Consider the following 24,092-nt stretch of genomic DNA (forward strand, 5'->3'; position numbering starts at 1 on the left):
CCTCCCTACCCTTGCCTTTCCGCTCCAAACCGCTTATTCTAAATACATGAACGCTCGGCGTGGGTTCACTATAGTGGAGATTGTAATTGTCATGGTGATTATGGCAATTCTTATCGGACTTGCGGTACTAAATATATCCTCCACGCAAGCAAACGCCCGTGACAACAAGCGCAAAACCGACGTAGAAAATATCGCCCGCGGACTCGAAACGCGCTACAAAGAAGGCAACCCTGTCGTTACGGCAGTTTCGGCATACCCAGATGTCAACTCATACATAGGGCCTGGAACATACCCTAGTGTAGCCGAGTTATTTCACACGTTTGGTCAGAGCCAAGCTGGCTGGACGCCCCAGCAAGTACCAGGTGGCTACGGACCAAAAAACCTATCTGGTACCTCAGAGCAGTCGTTTACACCTCCTGCATTCACCGAACCATATGTTGGTGTAGGCGTCATCTGTTCGTCTGCGCCATGCACTGGTCAACCTGAGGCTCAATCTACGATCAACAGTGCTTTCTCCACTGGAAACAACCGTGAAAAGTATCTCTACGAACCCATTGACGCCTCGGGTCAACATTGCCTCGATAATCCATGCGTCCGATTCAACCTATATTATTGGTCAGAGATAGACAACGAATATAAGATGATAAAGAGTAAGCACCAATGAGATACTCCGAAGGGTTTACCGCTGTAGAACTTCTCGTTGCCCTCGTAATTGGTGCGCTACTACTGGGGTCGGGATATCAACTTTATACGGCAGTTATACGCGACTCGAACGACAACTTAAAACGCTCTCAGGCCAGCGGCGCGGCGTACCAGATCCTCCGTCAAAACCAGAATTTACTGACCTCTCCCTGCACAAGCTCAACGAGAAACCCAGCCATACCCGCCGAGTCAGGGCTTGGCACCAATGCGTCTGCTGAATTAAAAATTGCCTGCCCATACAACACCTATAATTCAGACGGCTCCGTCAAAACAACCTCAAATATCAGTCTTATGTCGGTTACTATCACCTATCACACAATAACAGAGCAAAAGGTCACCCGTGCAATCGCTATTCGTCCATAAACACCAGATAAAACGCAACCATCGACACGCTGGATTTACACTTGTCGAGATGCTTGCTGTCGCCCCAATAGTCCTAATCGTCATCGGCGTACTTATCAGTGCAATGGTTTCTATGATCGGTGACGCGCTAGTGGCAAACGCACGTACCGTTGTCGCCTACAATACCCGTGATGCGCTCAACCGAATCGAAGAAGACGCCCGTATCAGCATCAATTTTATGTCAACCTTCTCACTAATCAGTGTACCTCAAGGAAAAGACGGCGGCACAGGTGCATTTAACTCTGGGAACGACGACCTGATCATGACCCAACAGGCGACCACTGACAATCCATACAACAACACACGCGACCTCGTTTATTACGCCAACCAGCCACACTCCTGTAGCGGTAGAAAAACTGGTAACCGCGTTCTCCTAAGCCGCGTAATCTACTTTACAAAAGCTGGTAGCGACGGTAAAAAACAACTCTGGCGTCGCGTTATCGTCCGTGATACCAACAAAAATAACCCACCAACCGTCGATACAGTCTGCGACCTTCCGTGGCAACGAAACACCTGCCCAGTTGGAACAAATTCCACCACATATCCACGCTGTCGCGCCAACGATGAGCTTCTTTTAGAGCATATCACCAACTTTAGAACCGCATACTACACCAAAGACGGCACAGAAACAACCAACCCCGTACTAGCCACATCGATAGGTATCACAATCTCGACAAGTGAAAAAACTGCCGGAAAAGACATCAACCAATCCGGCAGCGTAAGGGTGTCGCGCATCAACGACATCCCACCAACACCACCACCAGCAACACCTACAATTAGTATATTTAACCAAGGGGTAGCGATCGACAACAACCCTACAAAAGTAACATTCCAGTGGTCGTCAGCCAATGCCCAAGCCTACACAGTTTCCACTCGTGTAAATGGTGGCGCATGGTCTACACCAACTGTCACGACAAAAACCACCCTCGGCGTCACTACTGGCCCTAGCCAAACCGTCTCGATACGCGTAACCGCCCATAATGATACAGCCAACTCTGCCACGGCTCAGTTCGATACTCAATCAGACTTCTTTGCAAATCTCAACCTGGAAAACGGCTGGATATCCTACAACAGCACACCCCACAATAATGCCTATGCGCCAGCCTCTTTCTCGATAACTAGTGCCGGCTTCGTCAAGCTTCGTGGCCTCATAGGGGGCGCATCAGGCAAGATCGCGACCCTACCAGAGGGCTTTCGCCCATCAAAACGCGTCATGGTCACCGTCATGGGGACATCAAATAACGCAGCCTGGGTGACTGTCGATCCAGACGGTGCAATAGCTATGACGAATAACACCACCCAGACCTGGGTGTCACTAGATAATGTTAGCTTTCTAGCAGACGGTAGAGGGACCTGGAACCCTGTCCCAAGTGGCAATTTTACCTGCCCGTCTGGATGTTCCCTCCCATGGCGCGACTATACGACCAGTGGCGGCGGTGGCGGCTTCATGAACACTGGTTTTGCAAAGGATGCAATGGGGCGCATCCACCTCGAAGGACTAATCCTTCCCCCGTCGCCAAACTCAATCCCGCCTTATTCATCTATGTTTACCATCCCATCATCAAGCTTTTACTCAGCCAATGGTCGCGGTGCGGACGATATATACCCAACATCATCTAACTACTCTTTCTCCGACTACTCAATATATGGCACATACCTCATGTATCGCTATGGCACAGGATCATTCTACAGCATGCATTCTATATACTACGGAACCTCGCCAACGCCATCATGGACGAACGCCTCGCTAGAGAATAGCTGGTCAAACTATAGCGCTCCTGGCACAAACTACTCGCCCGCTTCGTTTACGAGGGCTTCTGATGGAGTTGTCCTAGTTCGCGGCCTCATCCGGTTCGGCGCCAACTCAAACGGTACAACACTATTTAGACTGCCCTCAGGCTACCGTCCAAAACACCGGCTACTATTTCTAACCGCAAGCAACACGGTAGCACCCGCTCGTATCGACGTATTCCCGACTGGCGAAGTCCAGGTTTGGAATACACCAAACAACGGTTGGCTATCGCTCGCGGGCATTAATTTCGTTGCTGAACAGTAGTAAATGTATCGACAAAAAAGCTCTTGCATAGCCATAAACGGTTTGATATCATACGGGTATACAAGTTAACTTTAATTAGGGGGCATCTCTAATATGACAAAACAAACCAAATCAAGCGGATTCACGATCGTTGAGCTTCTCATCGTTATCGTGGTTATTGCGATCCTCGCAGCTATCACTATCGTCGCTTATAACGGTATCCAGAACCGTGCCAATGACACAGCTGCCAAAGAAACAGCTAGCCAGTTCCGCACAAAAATTGAGGCATACAACACCATCAAGTCAAAGTATCCAGCTACTACGACCTCTGCATCTGATCTTGTTACGGATCTTGCCACCGAGGCTGAATCAAAGCTTGATAAAGGTGTTGAAGATAAGGTTTCTGACACCGCAGCAGTCACCAAAGAAAAGCCTGTCCACTGGGCAGCATGTACTTCAGGTACTACTGGCGGTACTGTCACCTACTGGAAGACCGGTGGAACTGAAAAATTTGAGCTAGGAAAATGCTAAAGCCTAATCTAGCGATCCATAAACTAAATACGCCCAACAGGGCGTATTTAGTTTATCTCGCTTAAAACTAGTATATAGACAAGCCAGCCAAAAAGTCTCGCACCTCAGCACGCAGCGAGTTTAGCACTGTATCGTCATCTCGATTGTCTATGGCTTGCTTCATCCATTCAGCAATTTTCGCCATATGACCTTCAGACAAACCGCGTGTCGTCAGGGCTGGCGTACCGAGACGGATGCCACTTGGTGTAAACATCGGCAGTGGATCATCCGGCACTGCATTGGCATTAAGCGTCAGCCCAATTTTATCAAGAGCCCGCTCGACCACCTTGCCGTCGACACCAAAGCTCTTGTAGACATCAGCCAAGATCAAATGATTGCTTGTCCCACCAGTGACCAGCAGGAAACCACGTTTTTGCATCTCCTCAGCAAGCACTTTGGCGTTTTTGACAATTTGCGTAGCGTATTCACGAAACTCAGGCCGCAATGCCTCGCCAAAAGCTACCGCTTTTGCCGCAATCACATGCATATGTGGCCCACCCTGCATACCTGGAAATACCGCGCGGTCGATTAGAGTTGGAATATTCTCGATAGTCTTTTCTGGTTTTTTGAGCGGATTACCAACCACCCCATAGACAAAATCAAACCACCTCGTGGACCACGCAAGGTCTTGTGAGTCGTCGTGGTCATGACATGGAATCCATGGTCGAGAGGATTTTTGGCAACACCACCTGCGATGAGGCCGGCGATGTGTGACATGTCAGCCATCAACAACGCACCGACCTCTCGACCAATCTCAGCAAACTTATCATAATCAAGCTCACGAGGATAAGCGCTAAATCCAGCCAAGATAATCTTTGGCTTATGCTCTAGCGCCAGCTGACGAAGCTCATCATAGTCAATCTCACCCGTCGAACTATCTTTCATCTTGTAGCGGATGAAATTATAGAGCCTGGCACTACGAGTTACCGGCGAGCCATGTGTCAGATGTCCGCCATGAGATAAATCCATCGCCAGAATCGTATCACCCGGCTCGCACCATGCACTATATACCGCCTCATTAGCTGGTGCCCCGCTATGAGGCTGAACATTTGCATGGTCAGCATGAAAGAGCTTTTTTGCTCGATCAATCGCCAGCTGCTCTATCTTGTCGGTAAACTCTTGTCCGCCATAGTAACGCCTGCCTGGATATCCTTCGCTATACTTGTTTGTAAACACGCTCCCAAGCGCCGTCAATACATCTTGGCTGACATAATTCTCACTAGGTATTAGTTCTAAGCCCTCGAGCTGTCGTTGCTGTTCACCAGCTATAAGTTGCGCGACAATCGTATCGTTCATATCCAATTTCTCCTCTTGTAATTATCAAGGTTTTCAATACTTTTCAGGTGGATATGTCGTCGCTAGATCATAGTGGCATTATATCATAAAAAATTATTTGACAATATATCATGATAGGTATAATCTGTACTCATGAGCACGACAAAATACCTTCGAAACATCGGAAATCTTATCCAAGAAACACGTCAATCTCGAGGCATGACCCAGGCTGAGCTAGCTACCGCACTAGGCACTAGTCAGAGTGCCATCAATCGTATTGAAAAAGGTGGTCAAAATATCAGTCTAGAGATGATTGCACGGATCAGTGAAGTATTGTCGAGCGAAATCGTCCGAATCAACAAATCTGGAAAAACTAATTTCCTAATCAATGGCGGCAAAAAACTACACGGTGAAATTGAAGTAAAAACCAGCAAAAACGCTGCTGTCGGGCTACTTTGTGCTTCTCTTTTAAATAAGGGTAAAACAACCCTGAGACGCGTAGCACGTATCGAAGAAGTAAATCGAATCGTCGAAGTTCTAGAAAGCATCGGCGTTAAATGTCGTTGGCTCGACAACAACGACCTCGAGATTCTCCCGCCAAAGAAATTGAAACTTGACGAGATGGATATCGAAGCGGCCAAAAAAACTCGCACTGTTATCATGTTCCTTGGCCCTCTACTTCACCAATATAGAGAGTTCAGCTTGCCGTTTGCTGGTGGCTGCAGCCTAGGCACACGAACAGTCGAGCCACATATGACCGGACTAGCGCCATTTGGCCTCAACGTTGTCGCTACTGCTGACCGCTATCAAGCAAAAACCACCGCCAAACCGGTAAAAAAAGCTATCGTCCTGACTGAGCGCGGTGATACTGTTACCGAAAACGTCATCATGGCAGCGGCTTTATATGACGGCGAAGTAACGATCCGAAACGCCAGCCCAAATTATATGGTCCAAGATGTTTGCTTCTTCCTCGAAAAACTGGGCGTTAAAATCGAAGGTATAGGCACAACAACGCTCAAAATTCACGGACTTAAGTCGATCAACAAGACGATTGAATATTATCCGAGCGAGGACCCGATAGAGGCAATGAGTTTTGTTGCAGCTGGCGTGGTAACAGAATCCGAAATTACGGTGAAACGTGTACCAATAGAATTTATGGAACTTGAGATGGCGACACTCGCTGGTATGGGGCTTCGGTATGACATGACCGATGAATACCCAGCCCGAAATGGCAAAACTCGATTGGTCGATATTTCTCTCAAGAAGTCCAAGCTCCATGCGCCAAAAGATAAGATCCATGCCCTACCGTTTCCTGGAATCAATATGGACAACTTACCATTCCTTGGTCTGTGTGCAACCGTTGCCGAGGGTCGCACTCTAATTCATGACTGGAGCTATGAAAACCGAGCTATCTACTTTACTGAGCTATCTAAGCTCAACGCCACAATCGAGATGGTCGACCCACACCGCGTCTACATAACGGGACCAACCCGTTGGCGCCCAGCAGACATCACCGCTCCCTCTGCTCTGCGACCAAGCGTCGTTATACTCCTGGCGATGATAGCAGCGCCCGGTAAGTCTGTCCTGCGTGACGTATACAGCATCAACCGCGGCTATGAAGATATCGCCAATCGCCTAAATAGACTCGGCGCAGAGATAGAAACCACCTGGGAATAGTCGACAAATCACGCCACCTCTGCTATAATTACCAAGTACTTTTGCACTTATCTGGTAGCGTAGTTATATCGAACTAGAGACCTGCAAAAAATTAAACATGGCGGATGTAGCTCAGTTGGTTAGAGCGCTGGATTGTGGCTCCGGAGGCCGTGGGTTCGACCCCCATCATTCGCCCCATAGCAAAAACCCTACAAAACGTAGGGTTTTTACTTATTCAAAACTCAACTCTTATCGATGAGAGCCATGGTTATGAGATTGTGTCCCACCAAATTTTGGCTTCTCAATCCCAAATCTTATCGGCTTAGAATGTGTCTCTTCGAGGACTGAATGACCAGAATTAAAACCCTGACGAGTACTCTTTGCGACATCAATCCGACTAGTAAAACGCTGGCGAGACAGCTGATCGTCTGTACTAATCATAGAAGTGCGCCTTCGTCGCAACTTTTTCTTATCCTCCTCATCAGAATCGCTGTCCAAACCATAGGGCAAACGACCTCGGTTCGGCGAAAGAGCATTGTTTCGATACGTCCGAGTGATTGCCGCATCCTTATAAGCACCGATTACTTTTCGATTTTTGTCTATCTGTCGTCGCTGTTCAAATGACTGAACTCGCTCCGACCCCGTCACCGAGTCCCCTTTTGTCATGCCGCTCGAATGAAACTGCCCATTCACCGAGTTATATGTAAAGCGTGAACTCGAAAACCCCATACCAGCATTATACCAAAACAAAAAATAACGAGCACTCGGCAGGCGTTAGGCCTACTTTATTTTGTGTCGCCAAAATGATAAAATTACATAAGTCTATCTGCGGGTGTAGTACAGCGGTTAGTATGCAAGTTTTCCAAACTTGAGATCGGAGTTCGATTCTCCGCACCCGCACCAGTTTAGCGTCAACCATAATCGTTCAGATGGACGATTATTTTATTTTTATTTTTACGCCACAACATACACCAAGCAGTCTACCCTATCCTAAGCTCACTGTTGCTCTGTATTGAAAAAGCGTTACCAAATAGCTACAATAATGCTAGGATTTTTAAAATAAATACAAAAATGGCAAAATTTGAGATCAGCCTCAGACAAGAACTTATCGATCATGGACTTGATAAGGATATTAGACTAGGACGAAGTATTTTACAAATTGGCGACTTAGCAGACACCTCACCTAACAAGTATATAGATGGATACCGTCAGGTATTTGACTATATAGAAGAATACGACCCGCCCTATTTAGATAGTCCAGAGCTGGAGGAGGCTCTCACGAGTGAGGGTCAAAAAACACGCGCAATCATCTCTGCGCTTGGGTCTTGCTCTACTCGTAGCGCAATCAACGCCATCCTAGAATCAGGCTCATCAAAACAAAGAGGCTACCTATCAGAAGCTCTCAAAAAATATAGTAGCTTTATCACTGATGGAATTCCGTACGAAAGCTATGATGATAATTACGAACCGATTGAGCGTCGCAAATCAGCTAATCCAGACGATATAATAACTGGCCTTTGGCGTGATGTAGTATTTGCTAGTATGATTGACACCCCGGAGATGAAGGCGTTATCACGGGCGCGTAGATGGCTACAGCCAGGCGACGATGACAAAAAACTGAATGAAAATATTGAAAATTTGCCTAAAACACGCGGTTATTATTCTTATATTTTCCCTCCTAAAAAATTGCCTCAAAAAAATAGCGAGATAGCATCTGACAAACCTCGCCATAAACCAGGTACGGTCGGCAACGCTTTTCCAGAACTGGCAAAAACCTACGAACAAATTAGAGAAAGAGAAGAACGGAAGCACCCAGATGATACCGATGACACGATAGAACACACTACCACCCTAGAGCTAGCAAGAATTATTGCCAAATCTACTGAATATAACGATCCTTATCGAAGCGAGAGATCGCCATATCGTTCACATTTCGCTGAACAAATGGCTTGGGCCAGGCTGGGCGATCAGGTGCAAAGGCAGTTTCGTGGCATGCGCCAGAAAATTAGAGGTATTGATCTACATAATATTGGGCGTTTTATCGGAAAATCAGGTGATAACCCTTATGATGTAGAGTGGCGGAGGATTGAGAAGCTGGCAGATACAGTAACACCAGATCATGTTGATCCTGCCAGAGAATATCTGTTAAAGAAAGCACATGATGATATACAGCGTCAGCATCGACGATATGGTAATGATGTGGCGCATAGGATTATCACGGAAGGCGCTGCAAAACTTGCAAGCATCGACAGCTTAACTGATGATGAGGTCTTAGCACGTTTCCAGACGGAAAGGGAGAAGCTGGATCAAAAACGTAACGAGCATATGAGCTTGGCACAAAAGGCACTAGATCTTCATTTTAAGGATGGAGTAGATGATGACGCAACCCCGATTGATTGGATTAATACCGCTCCCTTTGGACTTATTAATCGCACTCATAAGGCGCTCAATAGAGGAGTTAGTAAAGATACGGCTTTTGCGTATGCGGTAGCAGAATATAGTTTTCCAGGTGAGGCGATAACGCGAGAGCTTGTAGAGGCTTGTCGTAGTATTACGAAGGAGAATCTTGATAAAACGAGAGCTCTCCATGCATATAGTAAGGAGACTGGGTTAGCGATTGACCCAATAGACGAAGTTCGCTTAGGTAAGGTGGCAGTGACATATGACTCTAGTGACGTTATCGATCTCATGGAGCAGGGGTATTCTGCTCGTGAAATTATTGAGAATGGATGGTTATGCCATCTTGATACACGTAAGACTATTGATTTTCCTGCTCGTGGAAATGATGCTCAGAAGCAACGATGGTGTACAGAGAATGGTTATGCATATCTAAATGGTGGCTGGATTAAGACGTCGGTAGGTAAGATTATCCTCTCAAGGCTCGAGTCGGGTCTTGAGAGGTCAATCCATGATGCATCTCAATGGCTCGAGACGTTCCAAATACCCGAAGAAGGCTACGACATACCTGTACTTAAAGCACGTATCCAAAGTGGCGAACAAATTCAGCTGCACAATATAGAAAAAACAACATTCTATGATGTTGGCTTAGAGTCTGGCCTTTTGGCGGGTATACTGAAAGCACCTCAGGATTTACGTGACAGACTTTTACTTCCGCGTAAGACGCAAAAGATTCAACAGATATTTTTTGCGCCTGAACACCAGCTGCTATATCTTACATTGGCTGATGTCTATCGAGATAGTGATATAGACATAAACACTGTGCGTGACCATGCTTTTGATAGGCTTGATGCATTTTATAATGAGTGGCTGATTAATGCCCGCGGCAAGGAGACAACTTATCGCATTTCCAAAGATGATCTTAGGGAAAAATTGCTTGTAGCCATAGAAAATGTTAACAATTCTGTTTTATCTGATGATGAAAATATTACTGGAGTTATCCAGCGGTTAAGTAAATACGGCAACAATCGTAAGCGGTATATAGATGATGCAACTTCCTGGCTATTACGGCACGTGACCTCTCCAAGTGCACGTTTGACTAAAGTATGGGGAGACAGGGCGGTGGCGCTAATAGAAGGTGCTAATGATTCTGCAAGAGATATCGAGATCTGGCAAAATGATAATGCGCTACGGTTGCAGTTGCGTGAGATGACGCGCCAAGGCAGCATGCCACACAACTTGACAGCTGCTGAAGTTACAGGAGAATTTAGTGGTTGGGTATGGGAACTATCACGGTGTTATGACAGCGACAGAATTATCCGTGCAATTAGTGAATATAAATCAGTACGTACAACAGAGGCATTATTGCCAGCACAGGTGATGGAAATGCAAACTTCTTCTGGTGTATACAAAGCAGAGGTATTGGCTAAAGATGACCCGAGGGGGATGACGATTGGTATCGATACAGGGTGCTGCATGACACTAGATGGCGCTTCTGCCAGTTGTATAGAATCGGGATATAAGCATAAAAACGCTGGATTCTTTGCACTATACACGCCACAGGGGCGTTTAGCCGCTCAGTCATATTTTTACGTTAACCCTGAACACCCTAACGTACTTGTACTCGATAATATTGAGGCAAATCAGGGTCGAGACACTAACAAGATAGTAGAAATATACAAGCAAGCTCTATCTAAGTACCTACTAGAGAGATTTGCGACAGATCGTACATGGAATATCGATACCGTCAATTTAGGCACTGGATACGGCGATGCCGTTAAATCTAGCGTGCTCCGCCTACCTGCAACAAACGCTATCCCTAATAACTTGGGCTACGACATATATTCAGACGCAAGTGACCAGAGATTACTGCTGCATCTATCACAACACGAGATTGCCGAGTCACGGAAACAGTGGATACCAGCTCAAGAAAATATAGAAAACACCCCCAATCACCTACCTAATATAGTTACGCGATCGATAACTCCTAACGATTTTGCGATCATCAAAGAATTAGAGGAGCAGATCTATCCAGAGCATATTCGTCAATACGACGACAAAGAGATGCTCCAAGATGAGCTAAAAATGAACAGCATGGAAACATATAGTTTTCTAGTCGCTGGCCAGGCCGACTCGTCCAAAGACTATATCGGTTACTGTATGGCCTATCTTGATCAGTCCGAGACAGAACCTGGTCGCCATGACCCGGTAGTTTATGCCGCCGATATGGCTATCTTGCCCGAGGCGCAAGGATTTCATATTGGGGCCAAAATGTTTGATGAGCTACTAAAACGAACTAGTGAGCGAGGGGTAGACAAAATCGAAATGCACGCCCGCGAGACGACTTCTTATTCCGCCCTAAAAAATAGCGAATGGGCCAAACATATACTTTATCGTCGAGGCTATAAGTTCGTCGATCATGGCGTAGTTGATGAGTTCGATGACGGCGATGGAAATATAGAAAATCTTTATCTGGTGAGTATCGAAAAAATATAACAACAGTCTATATAGCTCTAGCAGAGGGCTAGATTAAAAGAACTTCAATCTTTTGGCGACAATTGAAACGACCAAAAGTAGTAGCGCCGTAAAGCCGACAATCGCTAGATAAGCCCACTCCTCATGCATGAACGGCAATTTTATATTCATACCATACATTCCATAAAATACGTTTGGTAGTGCAACCAGTAATGTCAAAAAAGTTAGCCACTTCATACGTTGGTTTAGTGTGTTGTTAGAGACCGTGCTAAATGTATTTTGGATACTAGCAATTGCCTGAGCATGACTTGCAATCTCGACTAATAATTGCTGGGTAAATAGACGAACGTCGTCAAGCGTGTCGCGTAAGTTAGCGTCTGTCTCGAGCTCAATCAATCGCTCAACAACCGCAGAAATACCCGTCAGACTCATTTTGGCACGATTTAGGTTGCTCTCAATCGTCACGAAATCAAAGAAATCATCGTTGGTCGCTTCGTGACTCCTCATGCGTTGCTCAATGTGGCCGATATGACTACCAACTTTATCGATATAATTCTCATATTGTTTCACGATCGCCATCGCACTCTGCACCAACAGCGACTCTGGTGATACGCGTTCGCCACTAGCTTTAGGCTCTTTTAACTCATCGACAAGCGTACCACGCGCCATCAGACTAGCAAAAAGCTTCTTGCCCACCACCAACAAAACTGGCTGTGAGCGAATTTTGCCCCGAACATACTCAGGATGACGCAGAAAAACATACCTTACACCATCGCGAACTTCTATGCGGGGTAATTCATTTGCGTCAAAAACATCCGTTATGATATGCAGCGGTAGATTAAGCTTATCTGCTAACATCTCGGCATTCGCACGGTCGAGGTTTGTGTCATAGGCAAGCGTCATGCTACCCATCGGCTCTTCTATATTATGAATGGTACCGTCGCGTGCAATTCCATAAAACATAACCATGATACATAGTATTATACCAGACCGACTCTAGGATATTTTGATATAATACAATTGTGCGCCCCGATAGCTCAGCTGGATAGAGCAGAGGACTTCTAAGCCTAAGGTCGCTGGTTCGAACCCAGCTCGGGGTACCATTTTATAAAGAAATGGTGGGCCATGCCCTTCTACTATGCCCCGTTAGCTCAACTGGATAGAGCATTGGTTTCCGGTACCAAAGGTTGCAGGTTCGACTCCTGTGCGGGGTACCAGTTAAAATGACGAGTATATCTCGTTGTTTTTGTATCAAAGTTACAAAAATCAGCCCAACAAATTTGATGGGCTGTTTCGATTTTTCTAGCTAGAGAATTTGCTTCTTTTTCTTCTCTGCTTTGAGCTTCTTTTTACGTGCGCGCTTGATATCTGCGCCGTGCCATGATCGGTGTTTTGCCATTATCTTACTCCTTTTTGATTCTATATCAGTATATCATATCGTTACTGAGCGCTAATTTCGCGTGGCGACTCGCCATCAAACACGGCCCTCACCTGTTCGGCGGTAATTGTAATCATATCACCAGGATTCACCGTACCACTCAGCATTTGTTTTGCGACTGTATTCTCTACCGCCTTTTGAATGACACGCCGCATCGGACGAGCGCCAAGTCGCGGGTCGTAGCCCTGGTCAACAAGTATCAGCTTTGCCTCATCCTCGACGATAACCGACACCTTCTGTGGTTCGAGAGTTTTATTAACACCCGCAAGGATTAGATCACACACCTGGATCAACTCATCTTTTGTAAACGGTCTAAATACGACTATTTCATCAAAACGGTTCAAAAACTCAGGACGAAACTGACCTGAGTTAATCAGTTCGTCGACAAACTGATGCTCAAATTGCTGAACCTCATATCCTCGCTCAATGTATTCGCGAATTCTATCAGCTCCAGCATTACTTGTTGCGATCACAATCGCATCACGAAAGCTAACTTCGCGATTTCTAATATCTCTCAGAATACCCTCATCAAGAAGCTGAAGAAGGGTAGCGAGCACTTCGGGAGCTGCTTTTTCTATCTCATCGAGCAAAACAACACTAAACGGCTGTTTCATCACCTGGGCAGTCAGGCTTGTCGGATCCTCAGCGCCATCTGCAATAAGCCTCGTGACATCCTCAGCACGAACATACTCGTTTAAGTCAATCCGAATCATCCTGCCCTCACCCCCGAAATAGACATCAGCCAGGGCCTTGGATAACTCCGTCTTGCCAACACCAGTCGGACCCAGGAACAAAAAGGTTCCTATCGGTCGATTCTCGTTTCTCACACCCGCCCTAGCTCTGCGTAAAGCGTCGCTCACCACGCTGACAGCGCGAGTTTGGTTCACCATTCGCTTATGAATCAGCTCTTCCATATTCAGCAGTCTCTCACGATCCTCGGTGTCGCTCGCAACACTGATTTTTACATCTAATGTTTTCTCGATAGCTTGTTGCACTGAATTTATGGTTACGAGTCCAGATTCACTGTAGCCAGCAGACGACTCGAGCAACTTTAGCGCCTTTCCTGGCTGAGCCAGATCGTGGACATATCGCTCGCTCAATCGATATGCCTCTTTGATCGCCTGAAGCATATAAGTGACGTGACGCTGGACTTCAGTTACAATAAGTTGCTCCTGAAGTACTGTTATAGTTTCGTCTCGGTCTGTTTCTGGAATATTGATTCGGTTGATTGAACTAAGTAGAGTAGGATTACGCTGACCAATTTCTAGAAATCGCTGCTCATCCATCGCGAGAATCATACGCAAATTACCAGCCTCAAGAATCGGCTGGAGGACATTAGAGAGGTCGACCGAACCCACGCCCTCCTCAAAAAATAACTGGGCATTATCTAGACAAACAATGATATTTTTTGCTCGATACGCCTCATTTAGCACTTGCGTAATTAGATTCTCCAACTCACCACGACCTGGTGCAGCCGAAATTAACGCTGACGAATCAAGCAAGAATACCTGACGAAACTTGAGATTATCTGGCACTTTGGCTGACGCATCAAGTAGTTTCTCAGCAAAAGCGTGAATAATCGTCGTCTTACCGACGCCAGGTCGCCCAACTAACAAGGCATTTTGTCGTCCGCCCGACCCAAACGTATCAACCAGCTGATCAATTGCCTGTACATGCGAGGCAACACCAACCGTCAACAGACCAGATCCAGCGCCTATCTGCTCGCTAATATTTTGACCAAACCGCTGGAGGGTCGGGATCCACCCAAATGACCAGTCGCGACCCACCCCACCAGTTCTGCGCGGTTTTTTATAAGCCTTTATTAGCTGGATAAGGTGCTGTTGCCAAATAATCCCCTTATCTAAGTCACTATCATCGAGGTGAATTTGGGCAATCACTGACTCGTACTGAGGAAAAGACCGAACAATTGCGACAGCTAGAACCGCTCCAGTTATCTCTGACATATTATTAGCAATACGTATATCTTCAGCCGTTCGCCATAATGCTGGTGTCGCATTTGCATCCGTACTCGCCATCGTTGACAGTAGTGATGGACTGATGCCAAGTCTTGCGCCCATAAATTGTCCACTCGACACTCTACCAACTGCTGATGCGACATCAGCGGGCGTTGGCCTAGCAGGAAGATGTCCGAGAACAGATCCTTCAATTCGATCAGTTACTGCTACAGTCATTTTCGGAGGCAGATCTCGAACATAATGAGCAACATATTGGCTAATCATAAACGGAATAACTGCTACGCCCATAACCGCCCATCCCATTGACCATCCAGCAACAAACACAATAACAGCACCAAGCAAGATCAGTAACCACGTCGACCACTTCATCATCGAGACGGCAACATCGCTAATATGTACGCCAAACCGCGCGGCAATTGATCGTCGACTGTAGTACTCAAATTTTAAATCTTCCACGGCACCCACCCCGTCAGTGCAACAGCCAGCCCAACTATCGGAAGCCACGGTACAATTGGCCATAGAACAATACGTACTAGACCAATCACCGATGCCACGACCAACGTCAGCGTACCAACGATAATTACAATTAGCCGAATAAATGCACCTATTAACCGAGAAATTAGTCTATCAAGCCATGCTCGAAACTGAACTTCAAGCGAACCCCTAACGCGACCCGCTGAAATCTGTCGAAATGGCGAAAACAGTGTTTTGATTAACAGCTCAAACGAAAAATAATCATATAGCCCCGCGAGATTATCGACGACATTCAAAAGGCACCGTTTCCAGCCAGCACTATACCACCAAGAAAGCATGCCCACGATAAACATAACTTATATTGTACCTCAGATATATGACAAAAAAAAGTTTCCCGATCCCGACATTCAGACGTATAATATACCGTAATGCGACAAACATTTACTACAATCACCGGCAAGACTGTGCGCGCCATCGCCCAGGCACGTGGCGGAGGATCAGCCCTGCCTGGACTCTTTGTCGAAAAAATTGACAAGAATTTTATATCACGGACTCTTGCGTCTTTGCCGTATGGCGTCGTTGTTATTAGTGGCACAAATGGCAAGACCACGACAACCAAAATGGTTGTTGAGCTCCTCGAAAGCCAAGGACTACGCGTTTTTACAAACCGTACGGGAAGTAATTTCACGCGAGGTGTTGCAGCAGCGCTACTGGGAGCTATCAACTATCGAGGCAGACTCAGCGCCGATATTGCCGTGCTCGAACTTGACGAAGCACATGCTGTTCATTTTGTCCGCGCCGTTAAACCTCGATACAGCCTACTCCTCAATGTTATGCGCGATCAACTTGATCGTTTTGGTGAGATTGACAACACCGCCAATATGCTCCTAACGATCGCAAAAAATACCACTGAGTGTGTCGTGCTGAATCGCGACGATCCGCGCCTGAGTCACCCCAATTTCATAAAAAATATTAAGGTATCGCAACGCAGTTTTGGCATCAATCCAAAATACTTAAAAACCTTTCCGTCGGACGATTCATTGCATAGCAGCACCCACGTTGGGACTAATTTTTACAAAGATGACACGAGCCTTGAAGAGTTTGATAACCAAAACGCCACAATAGCCTTTGCCGACAAAAAATACTCTATAGATATAAACCTGCGCGGTATATACAACCTACAAAATGCTACTGGTGCTATCGCACTAGTACGAGCAATTTTAGGTAAGCGTCTCAATGTAGATATCATGCTAAAAAGCCTATCAAACATTAAACCAGCCTTTGGGCGTGGTGAACAACTGATTGTAGGTGGCCAGCCGTTAGAGTTAGTTCTAGTCAAAAATCCAGCCGGCTTCCGCCTAGCCCTCGCCTCGTTTAATCCAACAGGACACGCCACCATGATAGCCATAAACGACGCCTATGCCGATGGTCGCGATATGAGCTGGCTCTGGGATGTCGATTTTGAAAGTTTACAAAAATCAGGGGTTTTTGCTGTATCTGGCGTCCGCGCTTATGACATGGCAATTAGGCTAGAGTATGACGAAGTCTCCATCGATCTTGTTGATACAGATATAGCAACCGCCTTAAAGCGGCTTATCGACCAACATCCCAACATCCCAAAACGAATCTACTGCACCTACACTGCTATGCTTGCCCTCCGAAAATTACTTTCTCGCTACACTGAAGTGGAGGAGGTCCGATGAAAAAACCATCAAAATCTATCACTATTTTACAACTCTATCCACGTGACATGAATATTTACGGCGACTGGGGCAACGTACTGACACTCAAAAAACGCCTAGAGTGGCGAGGTTTTGATGTCAATTTAACCGAGCATAATGTGGGCGACGCTTTCCCGAATAACGTGGATATAGTAATTGGCGGTGGCGGACAAGACTCTGGGCAGCTTCGCATCCGTGACGACCTACAACGAATCTCCCCTAAGCTCAAAAAACTTGCCGATAACGGTACGCCAATGTTAGTTATCTGCGGACTATATCAGTTATTCGGACGCTCTTTTACCACCAAAGACGGCAATGTCGTGCCTGGCGCCGGGATTTTTGACCTAGAAACAGTTGGCGACGATAAACGGATCGTTGGCAACATCATCCTCAATAGCTCAGAGTTTGGCGAAATTATTGGCTACGAAAATCATTCTGGACTGACAACTCTTGATCCTAATTTGGTATCGCTCGGAGAAGTGGTCAAAGGTGTAGGTAATAACAACACCGACAGCAACGAAGGCGCTCGTTATCATAACGTGATCGGCACGTACTTACATGGTCCGCTCTTGCCAAAAAATCCGCGCATTGCCGACTGGATACTCGCGCAAGCAATAAATCGTAAATACGGCGAAGCCTCTCTCGAACCATTAAAAGACCAGTACGTGGACCAAGCTCGCAGTATCGCATCAAAACGCCCACGTTAGCCAGTTTAAATACTATTCCAAGACCTAAACCTGGTATGCTAATAAAAGTGACCAGTTCGATCCCTGCCGAAAATAAACCAAAAATAGACCGCATCATCAGCCTAGACCTAATGAGAGGCTGGTTTTTGGTGATAATCATACTTGATCATTTATGTTATTTCCCAAACGGTCTAGTATTTATCAGTGGTGACAGCCGACTATACGTCACTGCTGCGGAAGGATTTTTTATAATTTCTGGACTTGTACTTGGTATTGTACGTGGCGCAAAACTCATAGACCGCCCGTTTAAGTATGCGTCCAGATTGATCTGGAAGCGCAGTTTTATGCTTTATGTAACTAGTGTTATCATCACCATGCTATCAATCATGATCGGCTGGCAGTTCATCGGCAACGACGGTGTCAAATCACCGCTACCTCTACCTGAGGGCAATGTATTCAACTTATTTTGGGACATAATCACCCTGCGCGAGTTCTATGGCTGGGCTGACTACCTGAGGTTATATGCAATATTTCTAGCCCTATCACCAAGCGTGCTCTGGCTACTACGTCATGGAAAATGGTACATCGCCCTAGCTACTAGTGCTGCTGTTTGGATACTAACGCCAACGCCCGTTACTGAACTTGAACTAACTCAGCCATTTACCTGGCAGTTTATCTTCTTTATCGCATTTATATTCGGCTTTCATTTACCGCAAATAAAATTGTGGTGGAACAATTTATCACCAAAGACCCAGCGCTACACAAAATCAACAATTTTTGGCCTATTTCTAATCACCTTCACCGCCAATGTTTACGCTGAGTTCTTCGCGCCAGCCCTAAATGACGAGCTTTCTACTATCGTCAACAACCTTCGCCCTGAACTATCAGTATTCTTTGACAAACTAGCCCTAACCCCAGCCCGTCTCGCGATGTCACTAATTTGGTTCAGTGGCTTTTTCATGATATTTCGCCGCTTTGAGAAAAAAATCAAGCAATACTTCGGCTGGCTACTTATACCATTTGGCACTAACTCACTTTATGTTTACTCAATCCATGCTTTCGTCATCATGGGTATGCACCTAATAATCAACCCTCAGTATGGCACGCCCGCTAACTATTTCAATTCATTTGAACGTCTGGTAGAGATTCCTCAAAACCTCGCGCTATCGATTTTGGTAATTGCAATTATTTATTTAGCGGTACGAACCAAATTTTTGATGAAAATTATTCCGCGCTAAACTTGGTGATTTTTAGCGGCGATAAATCGATCGTTTCAGCCTCGCGATAGCGACCTGACAGACTAGCTTTCATGTCGCTATAGTAGACGTTATAAATATTTTTTGCGTGGGTAAATGCTTTTTTCGTGTCGGCAATTTTTCTGCTACTGCCATCTAGCGGAGCATAGCCGCCGCCAAGATGTTCATCACTGCTAACAAAGTATATTTGGCAATTCGGTAGATAGTAGTCTAGCTCAATTGCCACATAAGGATCAGCAGCCAATACCACATCATTTTCACTACATTTAACCATAGAAGCAACAGGGTTAACGTTTGGCTTTTGCATACGCTGAAAGTTATAATTGCCAACCTGACTGAGGTTAGTTGACCCGACCGCCAGAACTACCAGCAGAACTAACGGTGAGGCTATTCGCCAAACCTCACGACTCTCACGTTCGGTCGACAGCGCGAGACTAGCTCCCGCAAGCATAGCTAAGCCAATCGCAACGTGCGCCAAGTAACGCTCAACATACATTGATTTCACCAAAGATATCAGCATCAACACTGCTATCGGTACAACAATGTAGCAGACTAACAATAACAAAATACCACGATTTATTTTCTTTATATGAAGAGATTTGTTAATCGCACGCGTAGCCAAGAAAATTACCCCAACAACCAGCACTGAAGCAATTACGCCCAATTGCCAAAGTGGCTGATAGATCGTATTAAACGAAATAACACCAACTAGCTGCTCGAGATTCATTGGCTGTCCAATTGGTGCGAGTGCGCCATTGCCAACCTGCTTCAAAAATGACGACAGCCAAGGGAGAAACAGTAACAGACTAAACGCATAGGCCCCTATCCAGCGGCACTCTTTCCATGAAGACTTACGCAACCTACCAGCATCCATCGCGACTAGCCAGACCAGATGAGCCAGCCACAAAAGTGCCAGGTAGTATAGCGTATACATACCGAGAGCCACTAACGCTCCGTAGATAAGCCAGTCAGTCCACCGTTTGCTAGAGTGTGCCCGCACCAACATCGCCGTCGCTACCACGCCGATCAGCGACGCCATGGCATACATACGAATTTCAAAACCATAGCGCATCAGAAGCGGCGTCAAAAGTAGCGTCAACAGTACATAAACTGCTGTCCGCGCGTTAAAGTACTTCTTAATAAAACCACCCGCTACGGCGATTGAAGCTCCATAAAAAATCACGCTTAGCGAACGTAGCGCCAGCTCTCCCCAACCAAAAAGACACGCCCAGGCTTTTAGAAACAGATAGTAAAGTGGTGGATGGGTGTCAAGAGCCGTCAACCTAATTGCCTCACCCACCGACTGCTTAGCTACCATTATCGAATATGCTTCATCAAACCAAACGCTCTGCCTGAGGCCAATCCACAAACTAATAGCCATCGCAGCTATAGGCACGGCGACTATCAACCACCTATAGACCCTATCGTAGTCATTCTTATACTTCCAAAATAACATTTTCATGCATTTGATTGTATTACGACTAGGAAAATCACGCAAAATGCTATATAATAGTCATGCACCTATCGGGGTGTGGCGCAGTTGATAGCGCGCGCGGTTTGGGACCGTGAGGTCGAAGGTTTGAGTCCTTTCACCCCGACCAAAGTAAAAGACTGGCTCTAGCGCCAGTCTTTTACTTTGGCTTGATCGATAAAACATCAACCCGCTTTTACCTTTTACCAGTATAACTCTTTAAGTTAACATAAGTGATATGATATAAGTATGAGTTATCAAAAAACCGTCTCTCGCAGTGCTAAGGTTGCAAATATCTTTGGCGCCCTTGGGTATATGTCGATTATCGTCCAGTGGGCATGGTCAATACTTATCATTGCCTATCCGTTTCTGACGTCCGACGAATTAGCATCATGGATATCTCAAAAAACCGCCTCGACACCAGAGCCAACCGAGCTAGGCATGTTTACACCAGCTGTGACGGTTATAGCAATCGCCGTTACTTTGTTTGTCATGGCAACAACCATCATACTGGTCGCTCGACTGCCAAAAAAGATTGGTCGACAAGGTGCAAGGGTAACTCACGCTACCGCCCATAAACTAGTTCCAACAATCACCCGTCATCAGCCACTCAGTAAAAAACAGCGACGGATCATCTCCTACCGACTAACACTTACCATTAAATTAGCATTGGTTATCGCACCGCTACTCATGCTCGGTTTCGCAGCGCCTATTTCAACTCTCACTCTCGATATTATTTGGGCAGTTGGTCTATTTTGCGCCAGCTGTTCGATAATCTACTTTATAATCCAGCAACTTATAGCCCGTATTCGTGGCATAAAACGCGACGCCATCTGGTAAAAGACTTTATGCGTGAGGAGGGGTGATATCAATCTTTCGAGTCTGCTTAGTGCGTGGCAGCGAACTATTTGGCTCGAAATAATACATTAGAAGCGTACCAAATGGCATCTCAACCTCGGCCATATCACACTCATCAATACCCTCAAGATGCTTCATCAAAGCACGGATTGAGTTTCCGTGAGCGACCAACAACATGTTCTCTCCGGCCTGAAGCCTCGGCAAAATCTCAGCTTCAAAATACGGCACAACACGCCCATGAACCGCCTTGAGAGTTTCGCCACCTGGCACTGGGTAATCCCACCCTCGACGGATGCCATTAAACGCCTCTTCGCCAATCTCATCTTTGACTTCCCATTTATTTTTACCTGTCAGATCACCATAATCTCGCTCGTTCAGCGCTGGATGATGCTTGATCGATTTATCATTAACGGTTACATCAGCCAACTTACCTTTGATAATCCCAGCAAGTGTTTGCTTAGTGCGTTTTAGATCTGAGGTATAAGCGCCATCAAAATCAATATCACGAAGCAATTCTCCAAGCATAGTCGACTCATGTGCACCTTTTTCAGTCAGATTAACATCCGTAAGTCCCGTCCACTTCCCAAGCAAGTTCCATTCACTCTCAGCGTGTCGGCTAATAACCAATAATCCTCTGTGTGATTTCTTTTCTGTCATAGTTCTAGTATGCACCGATTTGCATACAAGTTCAAATCAGGGTTACAATATAAAGGTATGCAAAATTTTTCTATATCATCTATCAAAGCACGACAAATCTTAGACTCACGCGGCAACCCAACGGTTGAAGCTGACGTCATTCTCGCTGACGGAACCCTCGGACGAGCCGCTGTTCCTAGTGGCGCAAGTACGGGCTCAGGCGAGGCGCTTGAGCTACGCGATGGCGATAATTCATGGGGCGGCAAATCTGTTTACACCGCCGTAAAAAACGTCAACACCATCATCGCCCCTACACTCATTGGCAAAGATGCCAGCAGCCAACGTGAAGTCGATGAGGCGATGTTTGCGCTAGACGGAACTGACAATAAATCTAATTTAGGCGCAAATGCGATCCTCAGTGTTAGTCTCGCCGTAGCAAAAGCCGTTGCCGTGTCCAAGAAGCAACCGCTCTGGAAATATATCGCTGAAATGACAGAAAGCCACGCTACCCTGCCACTACCTATGATGAACGTCATGAATGGTGGCGCGCACGCAGGATTTGCCACTGACATACAGGAGTTTATGATCATCTGTAAGGGTGCTGACACAATCGAAAAAGCGCTTCAAATGGGTACAGAAGTATTTCACGCTCTTGCAAAAGTTCTAAAAAGCAAAGATTACCCAACAACGGTTGGCGATGAAGGTGGATTTGCACCGCGAGTTCATAACGGTAACCGCGAACCGCTTGAACTGCTAACCGAAGCAATTACTGCAGCTGGCTATAAGCCTGGCGTCGATATCGTATTTGCCCTTGACGCTGCATCAAGTGAGTTCTACGAGAACGGCAAATATCGACTCAAGTGCGAAAACCGCGAACTAACAAGCGCTGAAATGGTTGACTGGCTCGAAAACCTCGTCAACGAGTTCCCGATCGTTAGCATCGAGGATGGACTAGCCGAAGACGACTGGGACGGCTGGAAGTTGCTCCAGGAGCGTATCGGCGAGCGTGTCCAGCTCGTAGGCGATGACTTGCTTGTCACAAATACGAGGCTCCTTCAGCGAGGCATCGATGAGAAAGCAGCTAACGCAATTCTTATTAAGCCAAATCAAATTGGCTCACTCACCGAGACAATCCAAGCCGTTAAAATGGCGCAATCAGCAGGCTGGAACACGGTCATGAGTCATCGATCAGGAGAAACCGAAGATGTCACAATTAGCCACCTCGCCGTTGGTCTTGGCTGCGGACAGATCAAAACTGGCTCACTCTCACGCACTGATCGCGTTGCCAAGTATAATGAGCTACTACGCATCTCAGAGGATACGCCCCTCACTCTAGCGACTCCGTTCACAAGCTAGAGAAACTGTTTCTCTAGCTACTTAGGCAATCGGCACAGGCAAAACAATACGCTTTTGTCTGTGCTATAATGTTAGGAAATTAAGTGGGGTATACGTGTGCTAGTTATCAAACAAAAACGATCAAGACATACGGCGCTATCGCGAATTATTGTATCGGTCGCAATTCTTTTGGTCGGTGGAGGGCTGTATTTACTTTCGATCATCTCTGCTCCAGCCATCGCTCCCATTATCGCCACAAAACCAATTGAAGTAAAAACACTGCCTGCGCCCGTCGAAAAGAATAATCGACTAGTTATCCCAAAAATTGGCGTCAATATTGATTACGCACCAGGCGAAGAGTCGCTTGACCGCGGCGCCCAGTGGCGCTACCCAGAAAGAGGAAATCCCGCCGTCGGAGGCAACTTTATCATCGCAGCACATCGCTTCAGCATTCAACCAACTCCCACTAGCACTATCGAGAAATCGCCATTTTATCATATCGACAAGTTAGCCCTAGGAGATAAAGTGATCATTGACTACCTGGGAGTGCGCTACGGGTACGAAATTGACCGTATATTTGAAGTAGAGCCTACGCAAACCGAGGTTGAAGAATCCAGCGATACCGCAAAACTGACACTATATACCTGCGAGCTAAGTGGCGCTCAAGGGAAACGAGCTGTTCTCACCGCAAAACCACTCGGAAAAGTCGCTCTCTAGACCCAGGTTACG

The 24,092-nt window shown here is 46.2% G+C and carries 18 protein-coding genes, 5 tRNA genes and 1 pseudogene; 17 read left to right on the forward strand and 7 right to left on the reverse strand.

Annotation, left to right across the window (positions count from 1 at the left end):
* Window positions 1-46 precede the first annotated feature (46 nt).
* From GWK75_03765 to GWK75_03780, 4 genes are all read left to right on the forward strand, one after another.
* On the forward strand, window positions 47-664 hold the full coding sequence (locus GWK75_03765) for a prepilin-type N-terminal cleavage/methylation domain-containing protein (GenBank protein QHU91533.1): 618 nt from the start codon (window positions 47-49) through the stop codon (window positions 662-664).
* A complete protein-coding gene (locus GWK75_03770; protein ID QHU91534.1) occupies window positions 661-1,065 on the forward strand; it encodes a prepilin-type N-terminal cleavage/methylation domain-containing protein in 405 nt (134 codons plus the stop codon). The genes GWK75_03765 and GWK75_03770 overlap by 4 nt, the downstream gene beginning before the upstream one ends.
* Entirely contained in the window at window positions 1,043-3,160 is a 2,118-nt protein-coding gene (locus GWK75_03775; protein QHU91535.1) for a hypothetical protein, read from the forward strand. The genes GWK75_03770 and GWK75_03775 overlap by 23 nt, the downstream gene beginning before the upstream one ends.
* 93 nt (window positions 3,161-3,253) lie before the next feature.
* The gene (locus GWK75_03780) at window positions 3,254-3,670 is read left to right on the forward strand and encodes a prepilin-type N-terminal cleavage/methylation domain-containing protein (protein QHU91536.1); all 417 of its coding nucleotides are present in this window, start codon (window positions 3,254-3,256) and stop codon (window positions 3,668-3,670) included.
* Between the two features lie 67 nt (window positions 3,671-3,737).
* Here GWK75_03780 and GWK75_03785 read toward each other — a convergent pair.
* Window positions 3,738-5,005, reverse strand: a pseudogene (locus tag GWK75_03785) (aminotransferase class I/II-fold pyridoxal phosphate-dependent enzyme).
* Between the two features lie 132 nt (window positions 5,006-5,137).
* Here GWK75_03785 and GWK75_03790 point away from each other — a divergent pair.
* Window positions 5,138-6,661, forward strand: coding sequence for a UDP-N-acetylglucosamine 1-carboxyvinyltransferase (locus GWK75_03790; protein QHU91537.1), 1,524 nt, complete (start codon window positions 5,138-5,140; stop codon window positions 6,659-6,661).
* Between the two features lie 100 nt (window positions 6,662-6,761).
* Window positions 6,762-6,838, forward strand: a tRNA-His gene (locus GWK75_03795).
* 51 nt (window positions 6,839-6,889) lie between these two features.
* Here GWK75_03795 and GWK75_03800 read toward each other — a convergent pair.
* Window positions 6,890-7,369: a hypothetical protein gene (locus GWK75_03800; GenBank protein QHU91538.1), complete on the reverse strand. Its 480-nt coding sequence runs from the start codon at window positions 7,367-7,369 to the stop codon at window positions 6,890-6,892.
* Window positions 7,370-7,468: 99 nt separating this feature from the next.
* Here GWK75_03800 and GWK75_03805 point away from each other — a divergent pair.
* Window positions 7,469-7,543: transfer RNA gene (locus GWK75_03805), tRNA-Gly, on the forward strand.
* Window positions 7,544-7,711: 168 nt separating this feature from the next.
* A complete protein-coding gene (locus GWK75_03810; protein ID QHU91539.1) occupies window positions 7,712-11,533 on the forward strand; it encodes a GNAT family N-acetyltransferase in 3,822 nt (1,273 codons plus the stop codon).
* Window positions 11,534-11,566: 33 nt separating this feature from the next.
* On the opposite strand, the gene GWK75_03815 is transcribed toward GWK75_03810, so the two are convergent.
* The gene (locus tag GWK75_03815) at window positions 11,567-12,481 is read right to left on the reverse strand and encodes a hypothetical protein (GenBank protein QHU91540.1); all 915 of its coding nucleotides are present in this window, start codon (window positions 12,479-12,481) and stop codon (window positions 11,567-11,569) included.
* A gap of 57 nt (window positions 12,482-12,538) precedes the next feature.
* On the opposite strand from GWK75_03815, the gene GWK75_03820 reads away from it, so the two are divergent.
* Window positions 12,539-12,615 (forward strand) — tRNA-Arg (locus GWK75_03820).
* Between the two features lie 37 nt (window positions 12,616-12,652).
* Window positions 12,653-12,729, forward strand: a tRNA-Arg gene (locus tag GWK75_03825).
* Window positions 12,730-12,952: 223 nt separating this feature from the next.
* Here the strand turns inward: GWK75_03825 and GWK75_03830 are convergent.
* Both GWK75_03830 and GWK75_03835 read right to left on the reverse strand, forming a co-directional pair.
* On the reverse strand, window positions 12,953-15,382 hold the full coding sequence (locus tag GWK75_03830; protein QHU91541.1) for an AAA domain-containing protein: 2,430 nt from the start codon (window positions 15,380-15,382) through the stop codon (window positions 12,953-12,955).
* On the reverse strand, window positions 15,370-15,753 hold the full coding sequence (locus GWK75_03835; protein QHU91542.1) for a hypothetical protein: 384 nt from the start codon (window positions 15,751-15,753) through the stop codon (window positions 15,370-15,372). The genes GWK75_03830 and GWK75_03835 overlap by 13 nt, the downstream gene beginning before the upstream one ends.
* Before the next feature lie 75 nt (window positions 15,754-15,828).
* On the opposite strand from GWK75_03835, the gene GWK75_03840 reads away from it, so the two are divergent.
* From GWK75_03840 to GWK75_03850, 3 genes are read left to right on the forward strand one after another with little or no spacing between them, the layout of a single operon-like run.
* Window positions 15,829-17,103: a DUF1727 domain-containing protein gene (locus GWK75_03840; protein ID QHU91543.1), complete on the forward strand. Its 1,275-nt coding sequence runs from the start codon at window positions 15,829-15,831 to the stop codon at window positions 17,101-17,103.
* A complete protein-coding gene (locus GWK75_03845; protein QHU91544.1) occupies window positions 17,100-17,828 on the forward strand; it encodes a glutamine amidotransferase in 729 nt (242 codons plus the stop codon). Before GWK75_03840 ends, GWK75_03845 begins: the two co-directional genes overlap by 4 nt.
* Window positions 17,829-17,875: 47 nt before the next feature.
* Window positions 17,876-19,045, forward strand: a complete 1,170-nt coding sequence (locus tag GWK75_03850; protein QHU91545.1) for an acyltransferase family protein — start codon at window positions 17,876-17,878, stop codon at window positions 19,043-19,045.
* Here the strand turns inward: GWK75_03850 and GWK75_03855 are convergent.
* A complete protein-coding gene (locus tag GWK75_03855; protein QHU91546.1) occupies window positions 19,032-20,525 on the reverse strand; it encodes a hypothetical protein in 1,494 nt (497 codons plus the stop codon). The two genes, GWK75_03850 and GWK75_03855, sit on opposite strands and share 14 nt — an antisense overlap.
* Before the next feature lie 63 nt (window positions 20,526-20,588).
* Here GWK75_03855 and GWK75_03860 point away from each other — a divergent pair.
* A tRNA-Pro gene (locus GWK75_03860) sits at window positions 20,589-20,664 on the forward strand.
* A 119-nt stretch (window positions 20,665-20,783) separates the two neighbouring features.
* Window positions 20,784-21,374, forward strand: coding sequence for a hypothetical protein (locus GWK75_03865; GenBank protein QHU91547.1), 591 nt, complete (start codon window positions 20,784-20,786; stop codon window positions 21,372-21,374).
* Window positions 21,375-21,380: 6 nt separating this feature from the next.
* Here the strand turns inward: GWK75_03865 and GWK75_03870 are convergent, their stop codons facing one another.
* The gene (locus tag GWK75_03870; GenBank protein QHU91548.1) at window positions 21,381-22,049 is read right to left on the reverse strand and encodes a 2,3-bisphosphoglycerate-dependent phosphoglycerate mutase; all 669 of its coding nucleotides are present in this window, start codon (window positions 22,047-22,049) and stop codon (window positions 21,381-21,383) included.
* A gap of 9 nt (window positions 22,050-22,058) precedes the next feature.
* On the opposite strand from GWK75_03870, the gene GWK75_03875 reads away from it, so the two are divergent.
* Together GWK75_03875 and GWK75_03880 are read left to right on the forward strand one after the other, a co-directional pair.
* The gene (locus GWK75_03875; protein QHU91549.1) at window positions 22,059-23,384 is read left to right on the forward strand and encodes a phosphopyruvate hydratase; all 1,326 of its coding nucleotides are present in this window, start codon (window positions 22,059-22,061) and stop codon (window positions 23,382-23,384) included.
* A 96-nt stretch (window positions 23,385-23,480) separates the two neighbouring features.
* Window positions 23,481-24,080, forward strand: coding sequence for a sortase (locus GWK75_03880; protein QHU91550.1), 600 nt, complete (start codon window positions 23,481-23,483; stop codon window positions 24,078-24,080).
* Window positions 24,081-24,092 lie beyond the last annotated feature (12 nt).

This window comes from Candidatus Saccharibacteria bacterium oral taxon 955 (assembly GCA_010202265.1).
Classification (GTDB): domain Bacteria; phylum Patescibacteriota; class Saccharimonadia; order Saccharimonadales; family Saccharimonadaceae; genus Saccharimonas.

Coding starts and splice junctions, on each gene's coding strand:
- GWK75_03855 (QHU91546.1), bottom strand. CDS start 20,525: ATGAAAATGTTATTTTGGAAGTATAAGAATGACTACGATAGGGTCTAT.
- GWK75_03780 (QHU91536.1), top strand. CDS start 3,254: ATGACAAAACAAACCAAATCAAGCGGATTCACGATCGTTGAGCTTCTC.
- GWK75_03845 (QHU91544.1), top strand. CDS start 17,100: ATGAAAAAACCATCAAAATCTATCACTATTTTACAACTCTATCCACGT.
- GWK75_03810 (QHU91539.1), top strand. CDS start 7,712: ATGGCAAAATTTGAGATCAGCCTCAGACAAGAACTTATCGATCATGGA.
- GWK75_03790 (QHU91537.1), top strand. CDS start 5,138: ATGAGCACGACAAAATACCTTCGAAACATCGGAAATCTTATCCAAGAA.
- GWK75_03765 (QHU91533.1), top strand. CDS start 47: ATGAACGCTCGGCGTGGGTTCACTATAGTGGAGATTGTAATTGTCATG.
- GWK75_03865 (QHU91547.1), top strand. CDS start 20,784: ATGAGTTATCAAAAAACCGTCTCTCGCAGTGCTAAGGTTGCAAATATC.
- GWK75_03815 (QHU91540.1), bottom strand. CDS start 12,481: ATGGTTATGTTTTATGGAATTGCACGCGACGGTACCATTCATAATATA.
- GWK75_03840 (QHU91543.1), top strand. CDS start 15,829: ATGCGACAAACATTTACTACAATCACCGGCAAGACTGTGCGCGCCATC.
- GWK75_03770 (QHU91534.1), top strand. CDS start 661: ATGAGATACTCCGAAGGGTTTACCGCTGTAGAACTTCTCGTTGCCCTC.
- GWK75_03835 (QHU91542.1), bottom strand. CDS start 15,753: ATGTTTATCGTGGGCATGCTTTCTTGGTGGTATAGTGCTGGCTGGAAA.
- GWK75_03875 (QHU91549.1), top strand. CDS start 22,059: ATGCACCGATTTGCATACAAGTTCAAATCAGGGTTACAATATAAAGGT.
- GWK75_03800 (QHU91538.1), bottom strand. CDS start 7,369: ATGGGGTTTTCGAGTTCACGCTTTACATATAACTCGGTGAATGGGCAG.
- GWK75_03870 (QHU91548.1), bottom strand. CDS start 22,049: ATGACAGAAAAGAAATCACACAGAGGATTATTGGTTATTAGCCGACAC.